Consider the following 14,805-nt stretch of genomic DNA (forward strand, 5'->3'; position numbering starts at 1 on the left):
CCAAAAAAGTGGTTTGTTATCACTTTTATTAATTTATGTCTATTAGTTTTGTTCATTATATGCTTGTTTGATTAACTTTAATTTGTTTCTCTTTTACTTTTTTCTCTCTTTTAATTCTTCTTTCAGCTTTTTCTATTGCGTCTATCAGATCTTTTTGAGAAAATAAATTTAACGCTACAGGATCTTTTGGGTTAAGATTATTGTAATTCCAGTAACTTTTATTTCTTATAGAAGTTACAGAATTTTTTGTAATCCCAACCAATTTAGCTATTTGTGAATCCTTTAAAAGATTATGTTGTCTGATAAGCCACAAAGCAGAATCTGGCTTGTCTTGTCTTTTTGAAAGAGGAATATATTTTTTTACTTTCTTTTCATCATTTGAAATCTCAATATCACTACTTTTGATTTGTAATGGTCTACTCTCATCTTTAGATGATAATTCTATTTCCTCTCTTGAAAGTTGTCCTGAAATAATTGGGTTATAAGCTTTAATTCCTTTCGCAACCTCTCCATCTGCTATACCTTGTATTTCTACTTCGTGTAGTTTGCAAAAATCTGCAATTTGTTTAAATGTTAGAGTTGTATTTTCTACTAACCATACAGCTGTAGCCATAGGCATTAGAGGTGCATTTGACATTTAATTTTTCTTTTCTGATTTAAAATTCTGAAATTTTTTATTAAATTTACTTATTCGACCTTTATCCATTAATTTTTGTTTTCCACCTGTCCACGCTGCATGTGATTTTGGGTCAATTTCAAGTTTAAGTAGATCCCCTTCCGCTCCCCAAGTTGATTTTGTTTCAAATTGTGTACCATCAGTCATCTCTACTTTAATTGTATGATAGTTTGGATGAATATTTTTTTTCATGCGGAGACTTATAGCAAAAGAATTTTTTAAAACAATTAAAAGTTAACTAATTTTTCAAGCATTTTATCATTAATTGCACTACTTGAAGCTCTAATATCAATATTTTTTATATCAAAATTGTTAATTTCATTAACTATTCCACCAGCTTCTTCAACCATTAAAGCACCCGCTGCCACATCCCAAATATTAATTTTATTATGAAAAAAACCATCAAGTCTTCCTGAGGCTACATAAGCAAGATCCAGCGCTGCACACCCACTATATCTCATATTAAGATCACTAAATTTTACTCCTTCATGGTTACTTGAGAACAAGCAATCTTCGGTAGAATTTTTTTTTGATACTCTTAGCCTTTGATTGTTTAAGTAAGCTCCCTTATTTTTTTCAGAAAAAAACATCTCATCTTTTATTGGGTCAAAAATTAATCCACTTATAATTTCGTTATTTGACATATGTGCAATACAAATAGCAAAATGAGGAATTCCATGAAGAAAATTAGTAGTCCCATCTATTGGATCTATAATCCAAAAATTTTCTTTGTCTTTATTATTTATTTTGCCAGTTTCTTCTGTAATAAATGAATAGTTTTTTTTTAATTTAGACAATTCTTCAATTAAAATTTTTTCTACATTTTTATCTGTTTTTGTAACAAAATCATAAGGGCCCTTTTTAGAAACTTGTAATTTTTCCACTTCACCAAAATCTCTTATCACAGATTTAGATGCTTTTTCAGCAGCCTTAATCATCAAGTTAAGATTTGAAGATATGGATATCATTTCAAATTTTTTTTACGTACTCTAAATTTCGAGTATCAACAATGACATCATCACCTGCTTCTATAAACGGTGGAACTTGAATATTTAGTCCATTATCTAGAGTTGCTGGTTTGTAAGAGGAAGATACTGTTTGACCCTTTAATGCTGCATCAGTAATTGCTATTTTACATTGTACTTGATTTGGTAAATCAACTGAAATTGGATTCTCGTTATAAAAACTTACAGATACTTCAAGATTTTCAGTTAATAATTTACCCTGCTCCCCAATAATTTCTTTTTTAATTTCAATTTGTTCAAAAGTTTTTGGTTCCATAAAAAAATAATTTGCATCATCTTCATATAGATAATTATATTTATTTTCATCGAGTGATGCTTTCTCTACAGTTTCGCTAGATCTAAATCTTTCATTTAGTTTCGTATTTTTGCCAACACTTTTCATTTCTACTTGTGCAAATGCACCACCTTTTCCAGGTTTTACGTGTTGTGTTTTTAGAACTTGCCAAAGATCATTTTTGTATTCTAAGAGCATTCCAACTCTAATTTCACTTGCATTTATTTTCATATTAAACTTTCTATAGCTTCTGTAGGTTTGTATTTTTTATTATTCCAAATGTAACCTGAGATAGCCAAAAAATTTGCATTGTTCAATAAAAGATTTTTATAGTTCTCATTTGTTATTCCACCAATAGCTACGATGGGAATATTTGTTAATTTCTTTACTTTATTCAAAGTTTCTATATTAGCATTGTATTTAGTTTTTTTTGTTTTTGTTGGAAAAAAAGCACCTAACGCAATGTAATTAACTTCATTTTTAATTGCCTCTTTTGCAAGTTTAATTGAGTTGTGACATGTTATTCCAATAATTTTATTTCCAATTATTTTTTTGGCCTCTTTAATAATCATATCTTTTTGCCCCAAATGACATCCATCAGCGTTTAATTTTTTTGCAAGAATTGGGTCATCATTTACAATAAATTTTACTCTATTATTTTTACATAGTTGTCTAATTTTTTTTCCTATCAAAATTTTTTTCTCAAAAGAGTATTTTTTAAATCTCATTTGAAAAAAACTAATTTTATCTGATTTTAATACTTTGTTTAGATTTTGATAAAAATCCTTCTTAATTTTATTTGGAGAGATAAGATAAATAAATTTTTTTTTATTTATTCTCAAGATCGCTTGCCCATTTGCCTTGAGCAGCTAAGGTACACATTCTTGCTCTATGGTTAAATACATTCTGCGTTTCGGTGATTTTAGTTATATCTTTAGACCAAAATTTAAGAGCACTTTGTTGTAAAGCTCTACCATATGAATAGGTCATTATAAAATTTGTACTATTATTTTTGCTAATTGAATTTAGATTTTCTGTTGCTTCTATTTCAGATTGACCTCCTGACAAGAAAGCTATTCCAGGGACTTCCGTTGGCACTGAATTTTTAAGACATTTAAGTGTTTTATTTGAAACTTCTTCATTAGAGATTTTGTCTTTTGAATTACTGCCGGCCAAAATCATATTTGGTTTTAATATAATCCCTGATAAATCAATTTTATGCAAAATTAATTCTTCAAAGCACTTTTTTATAACTTCTGAAGTTTTTTCCAAACACTCATCTGCTGAATGATCACCATCCATCAAAACCTCTGGTTCTACTATAGGAACCATCCCACTTTCTTGAACTAATGCAGCGTATCTTGCAAGTGCATGAGCATTAGAATGAATTGCAAGTTTGCTAGGATAGTTATTGCTTATCGAATAAACACCTCTCCATTTTGTAAATCTTGCACCAAGCTCATAGTATTTTTTTAATCTTTCTCTTAGCCCGTCTAGCCCTTCTGTAATTTTTTCCTCTGGAGAGTTTGCTAAATTTTTTGCACCTGTATCTACTTTAATTCCAGGTACTGCTCCACTAGCAGAGATTAATTCAGGAATCGATTTACCTAAATTTGAAGTTTGGTTTATTGTCTCATCGTATAGTATGACACCACCGATACAATCTTTCATACTTTCTGAAGTAAAAAGAGTTTCTCTAAAAGCGAGTCTGTTTATTGGCGAAGATTCAACATTAACAGCCTCAAGTCTTTTCGTCATAGTTCCGTTGCTTTCATCTGCCGCAAGTATTCCTTTGCCATTTGAAAGTATTTTAAGAGCTATTTTATTTAGTTCTGACATATCAATTCAAAGCGCTTATACCAGGAAGTTCTTTTCCTTCAAGATATTCCAAAAATGCTCCACCTGCAGTTGAAACGAAATTAAAGTCTTTAACAGCATTTAATGAATTAATTAATGAAACGGTATCTCCACCACCTACAACAGAGTAAATTTTATCTTTTTTATTTTTTTCAACTATTTTTTTTGCAATTGCAGCACTTCCATTAGCAAAATTAGGATTTTCAAAATATCCAGCAGGACCGTTCCATAATATTGTGTTAGTATTATCAATAATATTACATATACTTTCAACAGTTTTTGGACCTATATCTAAAATCATTTCATCTAATTTAATTTGATTCAATTCTTTAATTTTAGGCTGACCATTTAAATCATTTGCCACTATTACATCTTCTGGAAAAATTATATTACATTTTTTTTCTTTTGAATATGAGAGTATGTCATTAACTATAGAATTAACATTTTCTTCTTTAAGAGATTTTCCAATATTGTATCCATCGTGTTCAATTAAGTTATTCGCCATTGCGCCTACAATTATTATATTGTCAAATTTTGAAATTAAGTTTTTTATAATATTAATTTTAGTAGAAATTTTAGATCCTCCTATTATGCAAGTAACAGGTTTAGTTATGCTAGATGTAATTTTTTTTAGTGCATTAATCTCTAAATCTAATTGCAACCCTGAAAAAGATGGTAAAAATTTTGAAATTTCACAGACAGATGCGTGCGCTCTATGTGAACATGAAAAAGCATCATTTACATAAATATCACCTAAGCTTGCTAAATGTTTTGCAAAATTAGTATTATTTTTTTCCTCATCTGGATAAAATCTAATATTTTCAATTAATAAAATTTTTTCATTAAAATTATCAAGCATATCTTTTTTTATCTCATAAATATTTTTTTCAACAAGTTTTATTTTTTCATTTAATTTTTTTTCTATATCTTTTTGAATTGGTTTTAACGAAAGATCTTTAATTATTTTTCCTTTGGGTCGACCAACGTGAGATAAGATAATTATTTTTGAATTTTGCTCTAATAAAAATTCGATTGTTGAAAGAACTTTGTCAATTCTCGTTGTATCAGTTATCTCACCATTATTAAGAGGGACATTTAAATCCAATCTTAAAATAACTTTTTTACCTTGTAGGTTGGTTAGTTTGGAAACACTTTGCATTAAAAATTTTGATGAATAAATTCTGCAATATCACACATACGATTTGAAAAACCCCATTCATTATCATACCAGGCTGAAATTTTGCCCATATTGTCTCCAACAACATTGGTAAGAGATCCATCAACAATCGCAGATGCAGGGTTATGATTAAAATCTATTGATACTAACTTTTCATGAGTGATTTCTAATACATTTTTAAGATTATTTTTTGATGCTAATTCAAATGATTTATTTATATTTTCTTTGTTGATATTTTTTTTTGTACAGAAAACTAATTCTACAAGTGAAACATTTGGGGTAGGTACTCTCATTGCAACTCCCTCTAATTTACCTTTCAAGCTAGGAATTATTTCGCCAATTGCTTTTGATGCACCAGTAGATGTTGGGACAATTGATTGACTTGCCGATCTCGCTCTTCTTGGGTCTTTATGAGAATTATCTAGAATTCTTTGATCACTTGTAAATGCATGGATAGTGGTCATGAACCCTTTTTCAATTTCAAAATTTTCATTTAGTGTATGTGCAACTGGAGCCAAACAGTTTGTGGTGCATGATGCGGCTGAGATTATTTGGTCCTTACTGGTTATATCTTTTTCATTTACACCAAATACAATAGTTTTATCTGCGTTTTTACATGGCGCAGATACTATTACTTTTTTTGCTCCATTTTTAATATGAGCTAAAAGTTTTTCTTTAGAATTAAATTTTCCTGTACACTCAAAAACATAATCAACATCAAATTTTTTCCAGTCTATGTTTTCAATAATAGACTCCTGTGAAAATGTAATTTTTTCATTATTTATTATTAAGTGATTTTCATCAAAATCTAAATCAGCATCAAATTTACCATGAATTGAGTCGTATTTTGTTAATGTACAAGTAGTCTCAGAATTTGATCGATTGTTTATATGTTGTAATTTTATTTTTTTATCTTGGCTTTCTATAATTGATCTAACTACCATTCGACCAATTCTACCCATTCCATTAATTCCAACTTTAATTGTCATAATTAATTTTTAATTAAATTTTTTGATTTGTTAGTTATATTTTCTTTTGTTAGCCCAAAATATTCATATATTTCTTTAAACGGTGCACTTTTACCAAATTCATTAATTCCAAAATTTTTTCCATTTTCTCCAACATACTTTTTCCAGCAATCACTAGAGCCAGCTTCTATAGAGATTTTATTTTTGGTTTCATTTAGTATTTTATTTCTATAAGTTTTACTTTGCTTGTCAAAAAGCTCCATACAAGGTACCGAAATAACCTTAGAATAAATTTTATCTTTAGCAAGTTTATGACTCGTTTCGATTGCAAGATTTACCTCTGAACCACTTGCTAAAATTGTTAATTTAATTTTCTTATTTGTTCTAAGCACTTCATAAGCGCCAAGTGAACATTTATTATTTGAGGAATACTTTTTTCTGATTGGATTTAAATTTTGTCTTGTTAAAGACAAGACACTTGGAGTTTTTGCAGTTTTTAATGCATGCTCCCAGCATTCAATTGTTTCAATTCTGTCAGCAGGTCTGAATACATTTAGGTTCGGAATTGATCTTAAACCAGATAATTGCTCAATGGGTTGATGTGTTGGCCCATCTTCACCTAAGCCAATTGAATCATGTGTCATTACATAAATAACTCTTTGTTGCATTAGAGCTGATAATCTTATTGATGGTTTACAGTAATCAGAAAATATTAAAAAAGTTCCACCATAAGGAATAAAATTACTATGGAGTGCGATTCCATTCATTATCCCACTCATCGCATGTTCCCTGACACCATAGTGAATATAATTTCCATCAAAATTTCCTGGTGTAATAATTTTATGTTTTTTTGTTTTTGTATTATTTGATCCAGCTAAATCTGCAGAACCACCAATAAGATTGTTATTTGAATCGGTTAATGCACTTAAAGTTAGCTCAGAACATTTTCTTGTTGCTAAGCTTTTAGGTTCTTTGATTGCAAGTTTCTTTTCTGAATTTAAAACATTTTTAAAGCTATCTTTTTTGATCAGACTGAATTGCTGACTTTGTTTTTTAGTTAATTTGTTCCATTTTTTTTCAATTAACTGACCCTTTCTTCCTATGGCTCTCCATTGGTTCAATAACTTATTTGGAATTTCAAAAGGTTTATATTTCCATTTAAGTACTTTTCTTACTAGTTTAATTTCATCTAATCCTAAAGGACTACCATGTGAAGACGACTTACCAGATTTATTTGGAGAACCATATCCAATTTTTGTTTTACAAGAAATTACTGTTGGTTTTTTTGCATTTTGAACTCTTTTTAAAGCTCTATAAATTTGATTTTCATTGTGACCATCAACTAGTATGTAATCCCATCCATAGCTTTCAAATCTTTTTTTAAAATTGTCTGATACAGCAAGACTTGTTGGACCATCTATTGAAATATTATTATTATCGAAAAGCATTACTAAATTTTTTAATTTTAAGTGACCAGCTAAACTCATTGCTTCGTGACTAATACCTTCCATTAAGCAACCATCACCAGCTAGAACATAAGTTTTGTGATTAATTAGATTTTTACCTAATTTTTTTTTGAGCACTTCCTCAGCTATTGCAAATCCAACTGCATTTGCTATTCCTTGTCCAAGAGGACCAGTAGTTGTTTCAATTCCAGTTTTTGGATGATACTCTGGATGGCCCGCACAAATAGAGTTTAGTTGTCTAAACTTTTTTATCGAATTTAAAGAAATACTTTTATAACCAGTTAGGTATAATAAAGAATAAAGAAGCATTGAGCCATGCCCGGCTGATAAAACAAATCTATCTCTATTTGTCCAATTTGGATTTTGAGGATTGAATTTTAAAAAATACCTAAAAAGTACAGTCGCAACATCTGCCATACCCATTGGCATCCCAGGGTGACCAGAATTAGCTTTTTGGACTGCATCAATAGATAAAAATCTGATACAATTCGCTAAATCGTTATGTATTTTACTCAAAATTATCCTGACTAGACTAAGAAGATTCTATTTAATATTATAATTATATATATATGAATTCTATAAACGAAAAAGAAAAAAAACTTCATCTAGCTTTAGAAGAATTAAAAAATTTAGATCTAACTAATCCAGATTTGAAAGATAATATTGAAAATCTTAACATGCAAAAAAATCAATTAGAGATTGAAAAAAATGAGCTAGAAAAAAAATATAAAGAACTATCAGATCAAAACGAAATTTTGTCAAAAAGATTAGATGAGCTTAGAAGTAAAGAAAAGGTTGAAGAAAGAAAACAAATAGAGTTTTCTGAGAAAATCGATGAATTAAATCAAGAAACCGATACTTTGTTAGAAGAGATTGATAAATGGCAAATGTAAGTATTAAATTTAATAATAAAGAGTTTTTATTATCTTGTGATGACGGACAAGAGGAACATCTAGAAGAATTGTTAATACAAATAAACCAAAAATTTAATCATTTAAAAAACGATCTTGGTAACTTAGGAGAGAATAAACTCTTATTAATTACAGCAGTTAAAATAATGGATGAATACTACGAAACAAAAAAGAAAGTTGAACAAAAGAAAAAAGAATTAAAAGATTTATCAAATAAATTTAAAGAATTAAAAACTCTAATTTATGAATATAAGGATAAAAAAGAAGAAGAAATAAAAGAGTTAAATTTAAATCATGACAAATTAAAAATCGAGATTGAAACTAATCAAAAAAAATATGAAGATTTAATTGATACTGCTGCAGAGAAAATTTCAAGTTTTGTTGAAAAAGCAAAACAAGAAAATTTATCTCAATAAATTTGTGAATAAATCTAAATTAAGAAGAAAGATAACATCACTTAGAAAAAAAAATTTTAATGAAAATTTGAAAATCAATTCTTTAAAATTAATAAAATTTCTAAGGGATAATGAGCTTAAAACAAAAATTGTTGGAGGATATTATCCATGCAATCATGAAATAGATGATTTAGAAGTTTTAAATTTATTTAGTAAAAATAAAAAAATTACCTCATTACCAATCATCAAGAAAAATAACCAAATGGACTTTTATGAATGGTCCAAAGATAATCCATTAAAGATAAATAAATACGGGATAATTGAACCATTATCTCAAAAGAAAGTTTATCCAGATATATTACTAGTTCCACTATTAGCTTTTGATAAGCAATTTAATCGATTGGGTTATGGCGGTGGTTTTTATGATCGTTATATTGAAAAAATTGAAAATAAAAAAAAGGTCTTTAAAATAGGATTTTCTTTTTCTTTCCAAGAATTAAAAGAGGTACCAGTTAACAATTATGATAAGAAGCTTGATTTAATAATCACTGAAAGAGGTTTAATATTTTGAGAATTTTATTTTTAGGTGATGTTGTAGGTATTTCAGGATGTTCTAAACTTACTAGTAGCTTACTTAGTGAAATTAAATCAAAAAAAATTGATTTTGTTATAGCTAATGGTGAAAATGCTGCAGCCCAAGGAGTTGGTTTGACAGAAGAAATTTGCAGAGATTTTTATAACTGCGGTGTTAACGTAATCACAACTGGCAATCATGTTTGGGATCAAAAAGAAATCATGAAGTATATAGAAAAAGAAGAGAGATTGTTACGTCCTAAAAATCTTTTTGAGCCTGCCCCTGGTCGAGGTTTTCAAATTTTCAAAACAGATAAAAATATAAGAGTTGGGGTACTTAACCTCATGGGTAATGTTTTTATGAAAAAGTGTGATGATGTTTTTGAAACTTCGAAAAAATTTTTAAGTGAATATAAATTTAAAGATGACTACGATTTATTAGTGGTTGATTTTCATGGTGAAATTACCAGTGAGAAAAATGCTATAGGCCATTTTTTTGATGGTCATGCAACTTTAGTTGTTGGAACTCACACACATGTACCAACGAATGATGCCAGAATACTAAACAATGGCACTGGATACCAAACAGATGCTGGGATGTGTGGAGATTACGATTCTGTAATTGGAATGGATAAAGAAAATTCATTAAATAGATTTCTTAAAAAAGATTCAGTCAAACATTTTCCTGCAGTTGGAGAAGGGACTTTGTCTGGTGTTATTGTTGATTGTGATATAAATACTGGTTTAGCTAAAGATATTAATAGTTATATATTTGGAGAAAAATTAAAAAATTTTTAATTTAGATATGGCAGGTCATTCTCATTGGGCGGGTATTAAACATAAAAAAGGAAAAGCTGATAAGCAACGTTCAAAAATTTTTTCAAAGTTGTCTAAAGAAATTACTGTTGCTGCAAAGCTCGGAGACAAAGATCCTGCAATGAACCCAAGATTAAGATCAGCAGTACAGGCTGCTAGATCAGCAAATATGCCAAAAGATAATATAGAAAGAGCAATAGATAAATCTTCTGCTGCATCTGGTGCAAATTTTGAAAATTTGAGATATGAAGGATTTGGACCAAACAAAATTGCTGTAATTGTTGAAACTTTAACTGATAATAAAAATAGAACAGCTTCCAATGTGAGAACCATTTTTCAAAAATCTGGTGGAAGTTTAGGTACGCAAGGATCAGCATCTCATAACTTTAAACAACTTGGGATAATAAAGATTGATAAAAATGAAATATCAGAAGACAAAATTTTTGAATTGGCTATAGAAGCTGGTGCAGAGGAATGTATTTCTCACAAGGAATTTCATGAAGTTCAATGTGTTTCAAATGAAATTTATAATGTTAAAAAAAATTTAGAAAATACAATTGCAAATTTTATTTCCACAGAGATTGAGTGGGTGCCAATCAATAGTGTTGATATTCAAAATGATGAAAAAGAGAGTGTGATTGAGTTTTTAGAAAATCTAGAAGATGATGATGATGTTCAGAACGTTTTTTCAAACGTAAATTTGGGAAATATTTAATGTTAATAATAGGAATTGATCCAGGAATATCAGGATCTATATGTTTTTTAGAGGATGGAATAATTAAAGATGTGCTTGAGATGCCAACAATGACTGAAGGGAAAAAAAATAAAAAGCAGGTTAATGGATCTCAAATATATAATGAAATTTCTTTTAGAATAAAAACATATGAAAAAAAAAATATTAAAGTTGTTATAGAACAAGTTTCAGCTATGCCAGGTCAAGGTGTAACTAGTATGTTTAATTTTGGTCAATCTTTTGGAATTTTAAAAGGTATTTGCAGTGCAATGCAGTTGCCAATTTATTTTGTAAGACCAGCAAAATGGAAAAAATATTTTAACTTAATTAATTCAGAAAAGGATGCTAGCAGGACAAGAGCTATTGAAATATTTCCTTATTTTTCGTCAAATTTATCTAAAAAAAAAGACTCTAATAAAGCTGATGCAATTCTGATAGCCAGTTATTTTCATGAAACATACAAAAATGAATAATCTTTAAATTTATATAGCCAAATTCATGACACAATTAAGTGTGATGAGTGATTATGGAAGCAGATATAGCCACAAATGCATTAGACTTAGGAACAAATACTGATTTTTCACTTTTTAGCTTATTTTTAAAAGCAGATATAATTGTTAAAGCAGTAATGATTAGCCTTATACTTTGCTCTGTATACTCATGGGCCGTGATTATAGAAAAATACAGACTTTTTAAAAAAATAAATAAATCTTCTGAGGAATTTGAAGAAAAATTTTGGAACTCTAAATCTGCTGAAAATTTTTATAATAGTTTACCAAATAATTTAGATGACCCAATGTCTTTGGTGTTTCAAAATGCCATGGAAAACTTGCTAAAGAAAAAATCCAAAACAAATTTGGGTGAAAGAATGACAGCCTTCCTTGAAGGTGGAATAGAAAAAGAAATGTCAAAGATTGAAAAAGGATTTACTTTTTTAGCAACTGTTGGTTCAACTGCACCATTTATTGGATTGTTCGGAACAGTTTGGGGCATTATGAATTCTTTTCAGTCAATTGCTATTTCAAGAAATACTAGTCTTGCAATAGTTGCACCTGGTATAGCCGAAGCATTATTTGCAACTGCATTAGGACTCTTAGCAGCTATACCTGCAGTAGTTGCTTACAATAAATTTAATACAGACGCAAAAAAATACTCAGAAAAATTAGAGAATTTTTCTAAAAGATTTTTAACAATAATTTAAATGGCCTTTAAACTAAATCGCTCATCAAAAGAACCAATGAGTGAGATTAACGTTACTCCTTTTGTTGATGTGATGTTGGTTCTATTAATTATATTCATGGTCACTGCACCACTTTTAACAGTTGGTGTTCAAGTTGATCTACCTGAAAGTTCGGCAGACTCTTTGCCTGAGGAAACAGAACCTTTAACATTATCTATTAATGCTAAAGGTGAAATTTTTATCCAAGAATCAAAAGTAGAGTATGACAATATAATCGCTAAAGTTTTAGCTGTTTCAAAAAATAGAACTGACACAAGAATTTATGTACGAGGTGATAAAACAATAAACTATGGAAGAGTTTTAGAGATAATGGGTTTATTATCTGGATCTGGTTTTACAAAAGTTGCTTTAATCTCTGAGCCTCTTAAACAAAGGTAGTTACGGTGAAGAGTAGTAGTATAGCTATATCCTCAGCTTTACACATATCTTTAGTTGTCCTTACAGCCTTAAGTTTGCCTTTTCTATCAAAAAAACCAATAGACCTTCCACCCATGGTTTCTGTTGAATTAATTCAAATAACAGAAGAAACAAATATTCCTTTCGCGCCTAAAGCAAAAAAAATTATTGAAAAAGTAAAAGAAAAAGAAAAAAAACTTGTTTCAGAACAAGCTCCACCTAAAAAAGTAAAAAAAACCAAAACAAAGACTGTTGTCTCAGAGAAAAAAAACAAAACGATAGAAAAACAAAATCCGGAAGCTGTCCCTTTGCCAGATAAAGAGGTTAAAAAGTTAAAGACTAAAGAGGAAAAAAAACAAAATCCTGAAAAGGTAGATAATGAAGTAAAGCAAGTATCTGAGTTTGAAAAAAAAGATTTATTTGATCCAAACAACATTGCAGCATTAATAGATAAATCAAAAGAAGAAACAGCGGAAAAAGTGAAAACCAATAATGATGTTACTCAAGATCAAGTAAGAAACATTGAAAACTCTCAACTAACTTTAAGTGAGGAAGATGCATTAAAGGCCCAAATATTTGGTTGTTGGAGCATACCTTTAGGTTTGCCATATGACGAAAATTTACTAGTCAGAATAAAATTAAAACTTAAACCAGATGGTTCAGTAACAAAAACTGAGATATTAGATCATGCTAGAATGAATAAACCTGGACAAGGTTTTTATAAAGTCTTAGCAGAAAGTGCCTTAAGAGCAGTAAGATTATGTCAACCTTTGAGAGTTCCAGCTTCTGGTTATGAGAGATGGAAAGAATTACAATTAAATTTTGATGCAAGAGAGATGATAGGAGGTTAGTATAAAGAATTTATGATTAAAAAATTTATAATTCTCATTTTTGTTTTTTTTCCAATAAAAGCTTTAGCGTTAATTGAAGTTGATATTACAAGGGGAAACTTAAACCCTCTTCCACTAGCAGTCTCACCATTGTCAATAGATGAAACATCTAGAAAGAATTTTGAGCAAATTTTAGATAAAGAGAACATTGGATCTGAAATATCATTAATTGTTGAAAATAATTTAAGAACTTCAGGTTTATTTAATCCTTTAGATAAAAAAGCATTTTTACAAGCCCCAGATATAGCAAATTTAAAGCCAAGATTTGAGGATTGGAATTTAATTAAAGCTCAAGCTCTTATTACGGGTAAAGTAAATTTTATTAATGATAAATTAAGAGTTGAGTTTAGACTTTGGGATGTGCTTGCTGCAAAAGAGATGATGGCTTTAGCATTTACAACTGTACCAACAAATTGGAGAAGAGTTGGGCATATAATATCAGATAAAGTGTATGAAAGATTAACCGGAGAAAAAGGGTATTTTGATACAAGAATAATTTATGTAGCTGAAGAAGGGCCAAAAACGCAAAGAATAAAAAAATTAGCCATAATGGATCAAGATGGTGCTAATAATAAATTTTTAACTTTAGGAAATGAGCTTGTGCTTACTCCACGATTTAACCCTGCAAGTCAAATGGTTACTTATTTATCTTATTTTAAAAATATGCCACGGGTTTATCTTTTAGATATTGAAACAGGAACACAAGAAGTTGTTGGAGATTTTCCTGGAATGACATTTGCTCCTAGATTTTCACCTGATGGTAAAAAAATAATCATGAGTTTCGCAAAAGATGGAAAATCAGATATTTATACGATGAATTTAGAAACTCGATTGGTAGAGAGAATAACCAATCATCCTTCAATTGATACATCACCTTCTTATTCTCCAGACGGAAAATATATAACTTTCAACTCTGACAGAAGTGGTTACCAACAAATTTATGTAATGAAAAATGACGGAAGTGATGTGAAAAGAATTTCTTTTGGTAATGGTTTGTATGGAACACCAGTTTGGTCTCCTAGGGGTGATTTAATAGCATTTACAAAATTACATAAAGGAAAGTTTTATATTGGAGTGATGCGAACAGATGGAACTGGTGAAAGATTGTTAACAGAAAACTATTATCAAGAGGCCCCATCTTGGTCACCCAATGGAAGAGTTTTGATATTTTATAGAGAGACTAAAACTAATTCTAAAGGCGAAGGTTTTTCCGCTAAATTATGGTCTATTGATTTAACTGGGTATAATGAAAGATTGATAACAACTGAGACGGACGCATCCGACCCATCTTGGTCGGCTTTATTAAGTAATTAATATCATTTTATCTTTAAATACGATGAAATTTCTTGATTTTTAGGGTTGAAACATCTAATTAGTTGTGAAAAAAATAGTATTTGAAAAAGCAGCA

At 29.4% G+C, this 14,805-nt stretch carries 19 protein-coding genes; 10 read left to right on the forward strand and 9 right to left on the reverse strand.

Annotated elements, in window-relative coordinates:
- Positions 1-55: 55 nt before the first annotated feature.
- Genes VP90_RS06255 through tkt form a run of 9 tightly spaced genes read right to left on the reverse strand, consistent with a single transcriptional unit; the run spans position 56 to position 7,959 of the window.
- A complete protein-coding gene (locus tag VP90_RS06255; protein ID WP_262590265.1) occupies positions 56-637 on the reverse strand; it encodes a cell cycle transcriptional regulator TrcR in 582 nt (193 codons plus the stop codon).
- Positions 638-868, reverse strand: coding sequence for a 50S ribosomal protein L31 (gene rpmE, locus VP90_RS06260; protein ID WP_075506043.1), 231 nt, complete (start codon positions 866-868; stop codon positions 638-640).
- A 35-nt stretch (positions 869-903) separates the two neighbouring features.
- A complete protein-coding gene (locus tag VP90_RS06265) occupies positions 904-1,644 on the reverse strand; it encodes an inositol monophosphatase family protein (protein ID WP_262590266.1) in 741 nt (246 codons plus the stop codon).
- A gap of 1 nt (position 1,645) precedes the next feature.
- Positions 1,646-2,206: an elongation factor P gene (gene efp, locus VP90_RS06270; protein WP_262590267.1), complete on the reverse strand. Its 561-nt coding sequence runs from the start codon at positions 2,204-2,206 to the stop codon at positions 1,646-1,648.
- Positions 2,203-2,817: a thiamine phosphate synthase gene (gene thiE, locus VP90_RS06275; RefSeq protein WP_262590268.1), complete on the reverse strand. Its 615-nt coding sequence runs from the start codon at positions 2,815-2,817 to the stop codon at positions 2,203-2,205. Before thiE ends, efp begins: the two co-directional genes overlap by 4 nt.
- Entirely contained in the window at positions 2,804-3,814 is a 1,011-nt protein-coding gene (locus VP90_RS06280; protein ID WP_262590269.1) for a class I fructose-bisphosphate aldolase, read from the reverse strand. Before VP90_RS06280 ends, thiE begins: the two co-directional genes overlap by 14 nt.
- Before the next feature lies 1 nt (position 3,815).
- Positions 3,816-4,991 carry a phosphoglycerate kinase gene (locus tag VP90_RS06285; protein ID WP_262590270.1) on the reverse strand — a complete coding sequence of 392 codons (1,176 nt, stop codon included), beginning with the start codon at positions 4,989-4,991 and terminating at the stop codon, positions 3,816-3,818.
- Positions 4,991-5,998 carry a type I glyceraldehyde-3-phosphate dehydrogenase gene (gene gap, locus VP90_RS06290; RefSeq protein WP_262590271.1) on the reverse strand — a complete coding sequence of 336 codons (1,008 nt, stop codon included), beginning with the start codon at positions 5,996-5,998 and terminating at the stop codon, positions 4,991-4,993. The genes VP90_RS06285 and gap overlap by 1 nt, the downstream gene beginning before the upstream one ends.
- Positions 5,999-6,000: 2 nt before the next feature.
- Entirely contained in the window at positions 6,001-7,959 is a 1,959-nt protein-coding gene (gene tkt / locus VP90_RS06295) for a transketolase (protein WP_262590272.1), read from the reverse strand.
- 53 nt (positions 7,960-8,012) lie between these two features.
- Here tkt and VP90_RS06300 point away from each other — a divergent pair, with 53 nt between their 5' ends.
- The 10 genes from VP90_RS06300 to tolB are packed head-to-tail and all read left to right on the forward strand — an operon-like array spanning position 8,013 to position 14,711.
- A complete protein-coding gene (locus VP90_RS06300; protein WP_262590273.1) occupies positions 8,013-8,336 on the forward strand; it encodes a 5-formyltetrahydrofolate cyclo-ligase in 324 nt (107 codons plus the stop codon).
- Positions 8,324-8,770, forward strand: coding sequence for a cell division protein ZapA (locus tag VP90_RS06305; protein ID WP_262590274.1), 447 nt, complete (start codon positions 8,324-8,326; stop codon positions 8,768-8,770). Before VP90_RS06300 ends, VP90_RS06305 begins: the two co-directional genes overlap by 13 nt.
- Positions 8,771-8,774: 4 nt before the next feature.
- Positions 8,775-9,320, forward strand: a complete 546-nt coding sequence (locus VP90_RS06310) for a 5-formyltetrahydrofolate cyclo-ligase (RefSeq protein WP_262590275.1) — start codon at positions 8,775-8,777, stop codon at positions 9,318-9,320.
- A complete protein-coding gene (locus VP90_RS06315; protein ID WP_262590276.1) occupies positions 9,317-10,120 on the forward strand; it encodes a TIGR00282 family metallophosphoesterase in 804 nt (267 codons plus the stop codon). The genes VP90_RS06310 and VP90_RS06315 overlap by 4 nt, the downstream gene beginning before the upstream one ends.
- Positions 10,121-10,127: 7 nt before the next feature.
- Positions 10,128-10,853, forward strand: a complete 726-nt coding sequence (locus VP90_RS06320) for a YebC/PmpR family DNA-binding transcriptional regulator (protein WP_262590277.1) — start codon at positions 10,128-10,130, stop codon at positions 10,851-10,853.
- Entirely contained in the window at positions 10,853-11,344 is a 492-nt protein-coding gene (locus VP90_RS06325) for a crossover junction endodeoxyribonuclease (RefSeq protein ID WP_262590278.1), read from the forward strand. The genes VP90_RS06320 and VP90_RS06325 overlap by 1 nt, the downstream gene beginning before the upstream one ends.
- Positions 11,345-11,397: 53 nt before the next feature.
- A complete protein-coding gene (tolQ, locus tag VP90_RS06330) occupies positions 11,398-12,072 on the forward strand; it encodes a protein TolQ (RefSeq protein ID WP_262590280.1) in 675 nt (224 codons plus the stop codon).
- A complete protein-coding gene (gene tolR, locus VP90_RS06335; RefSeq protein WP_075506058.1) occupies positions 12,073-12,489 on the forward strand; it encodes a protein TolR in 417 nt (138 codons plus the stop codon).
- Between the two features lie 5 nt (positions 12,490-12,494).
- The gene (locus tag VP90_RS06340) at positions 12,495-13,358 is read left to right on the forward strand and encodes an energy transducer TonB (protein ID WP_262590281.1); all 864 of its coding nucleotides are present in this window, start codon (positions 12,495-12,497) and stop codon (positions 13,356-13,358) included.
- A 12-nt stretch (positions 13,359-13,370) separates the two neighbouring features.
- Positions 13,371-14,711 carry a Tol-Pal system beta propeller repeat protein TolB gene (gene tolB / locus VP90_RS06345; RefSeq protein WP_262590282.1) on the forward strand — a complete coding sequence of 447 codons (1,341 nt, stop codon included), beginning with the start codon at positions 13,371-13,373 and terminating at the stop codon, positions 14,709-14,711.
- Positions 14,712-14,805: the final 94 nt, after the last annotated feature.

The organism is Candidatus Pelagibacter ubique HIMB140, assembly GCF_025558165.1.
In the GTDB taxonomy this organism is placed as follows: Bacteria; Pseudomonadota; Alphaproteobacteria; order Pelagibacterales; family Pelagibacteraceae; genus Pelagibacter; species Pelagibacter ubique_T.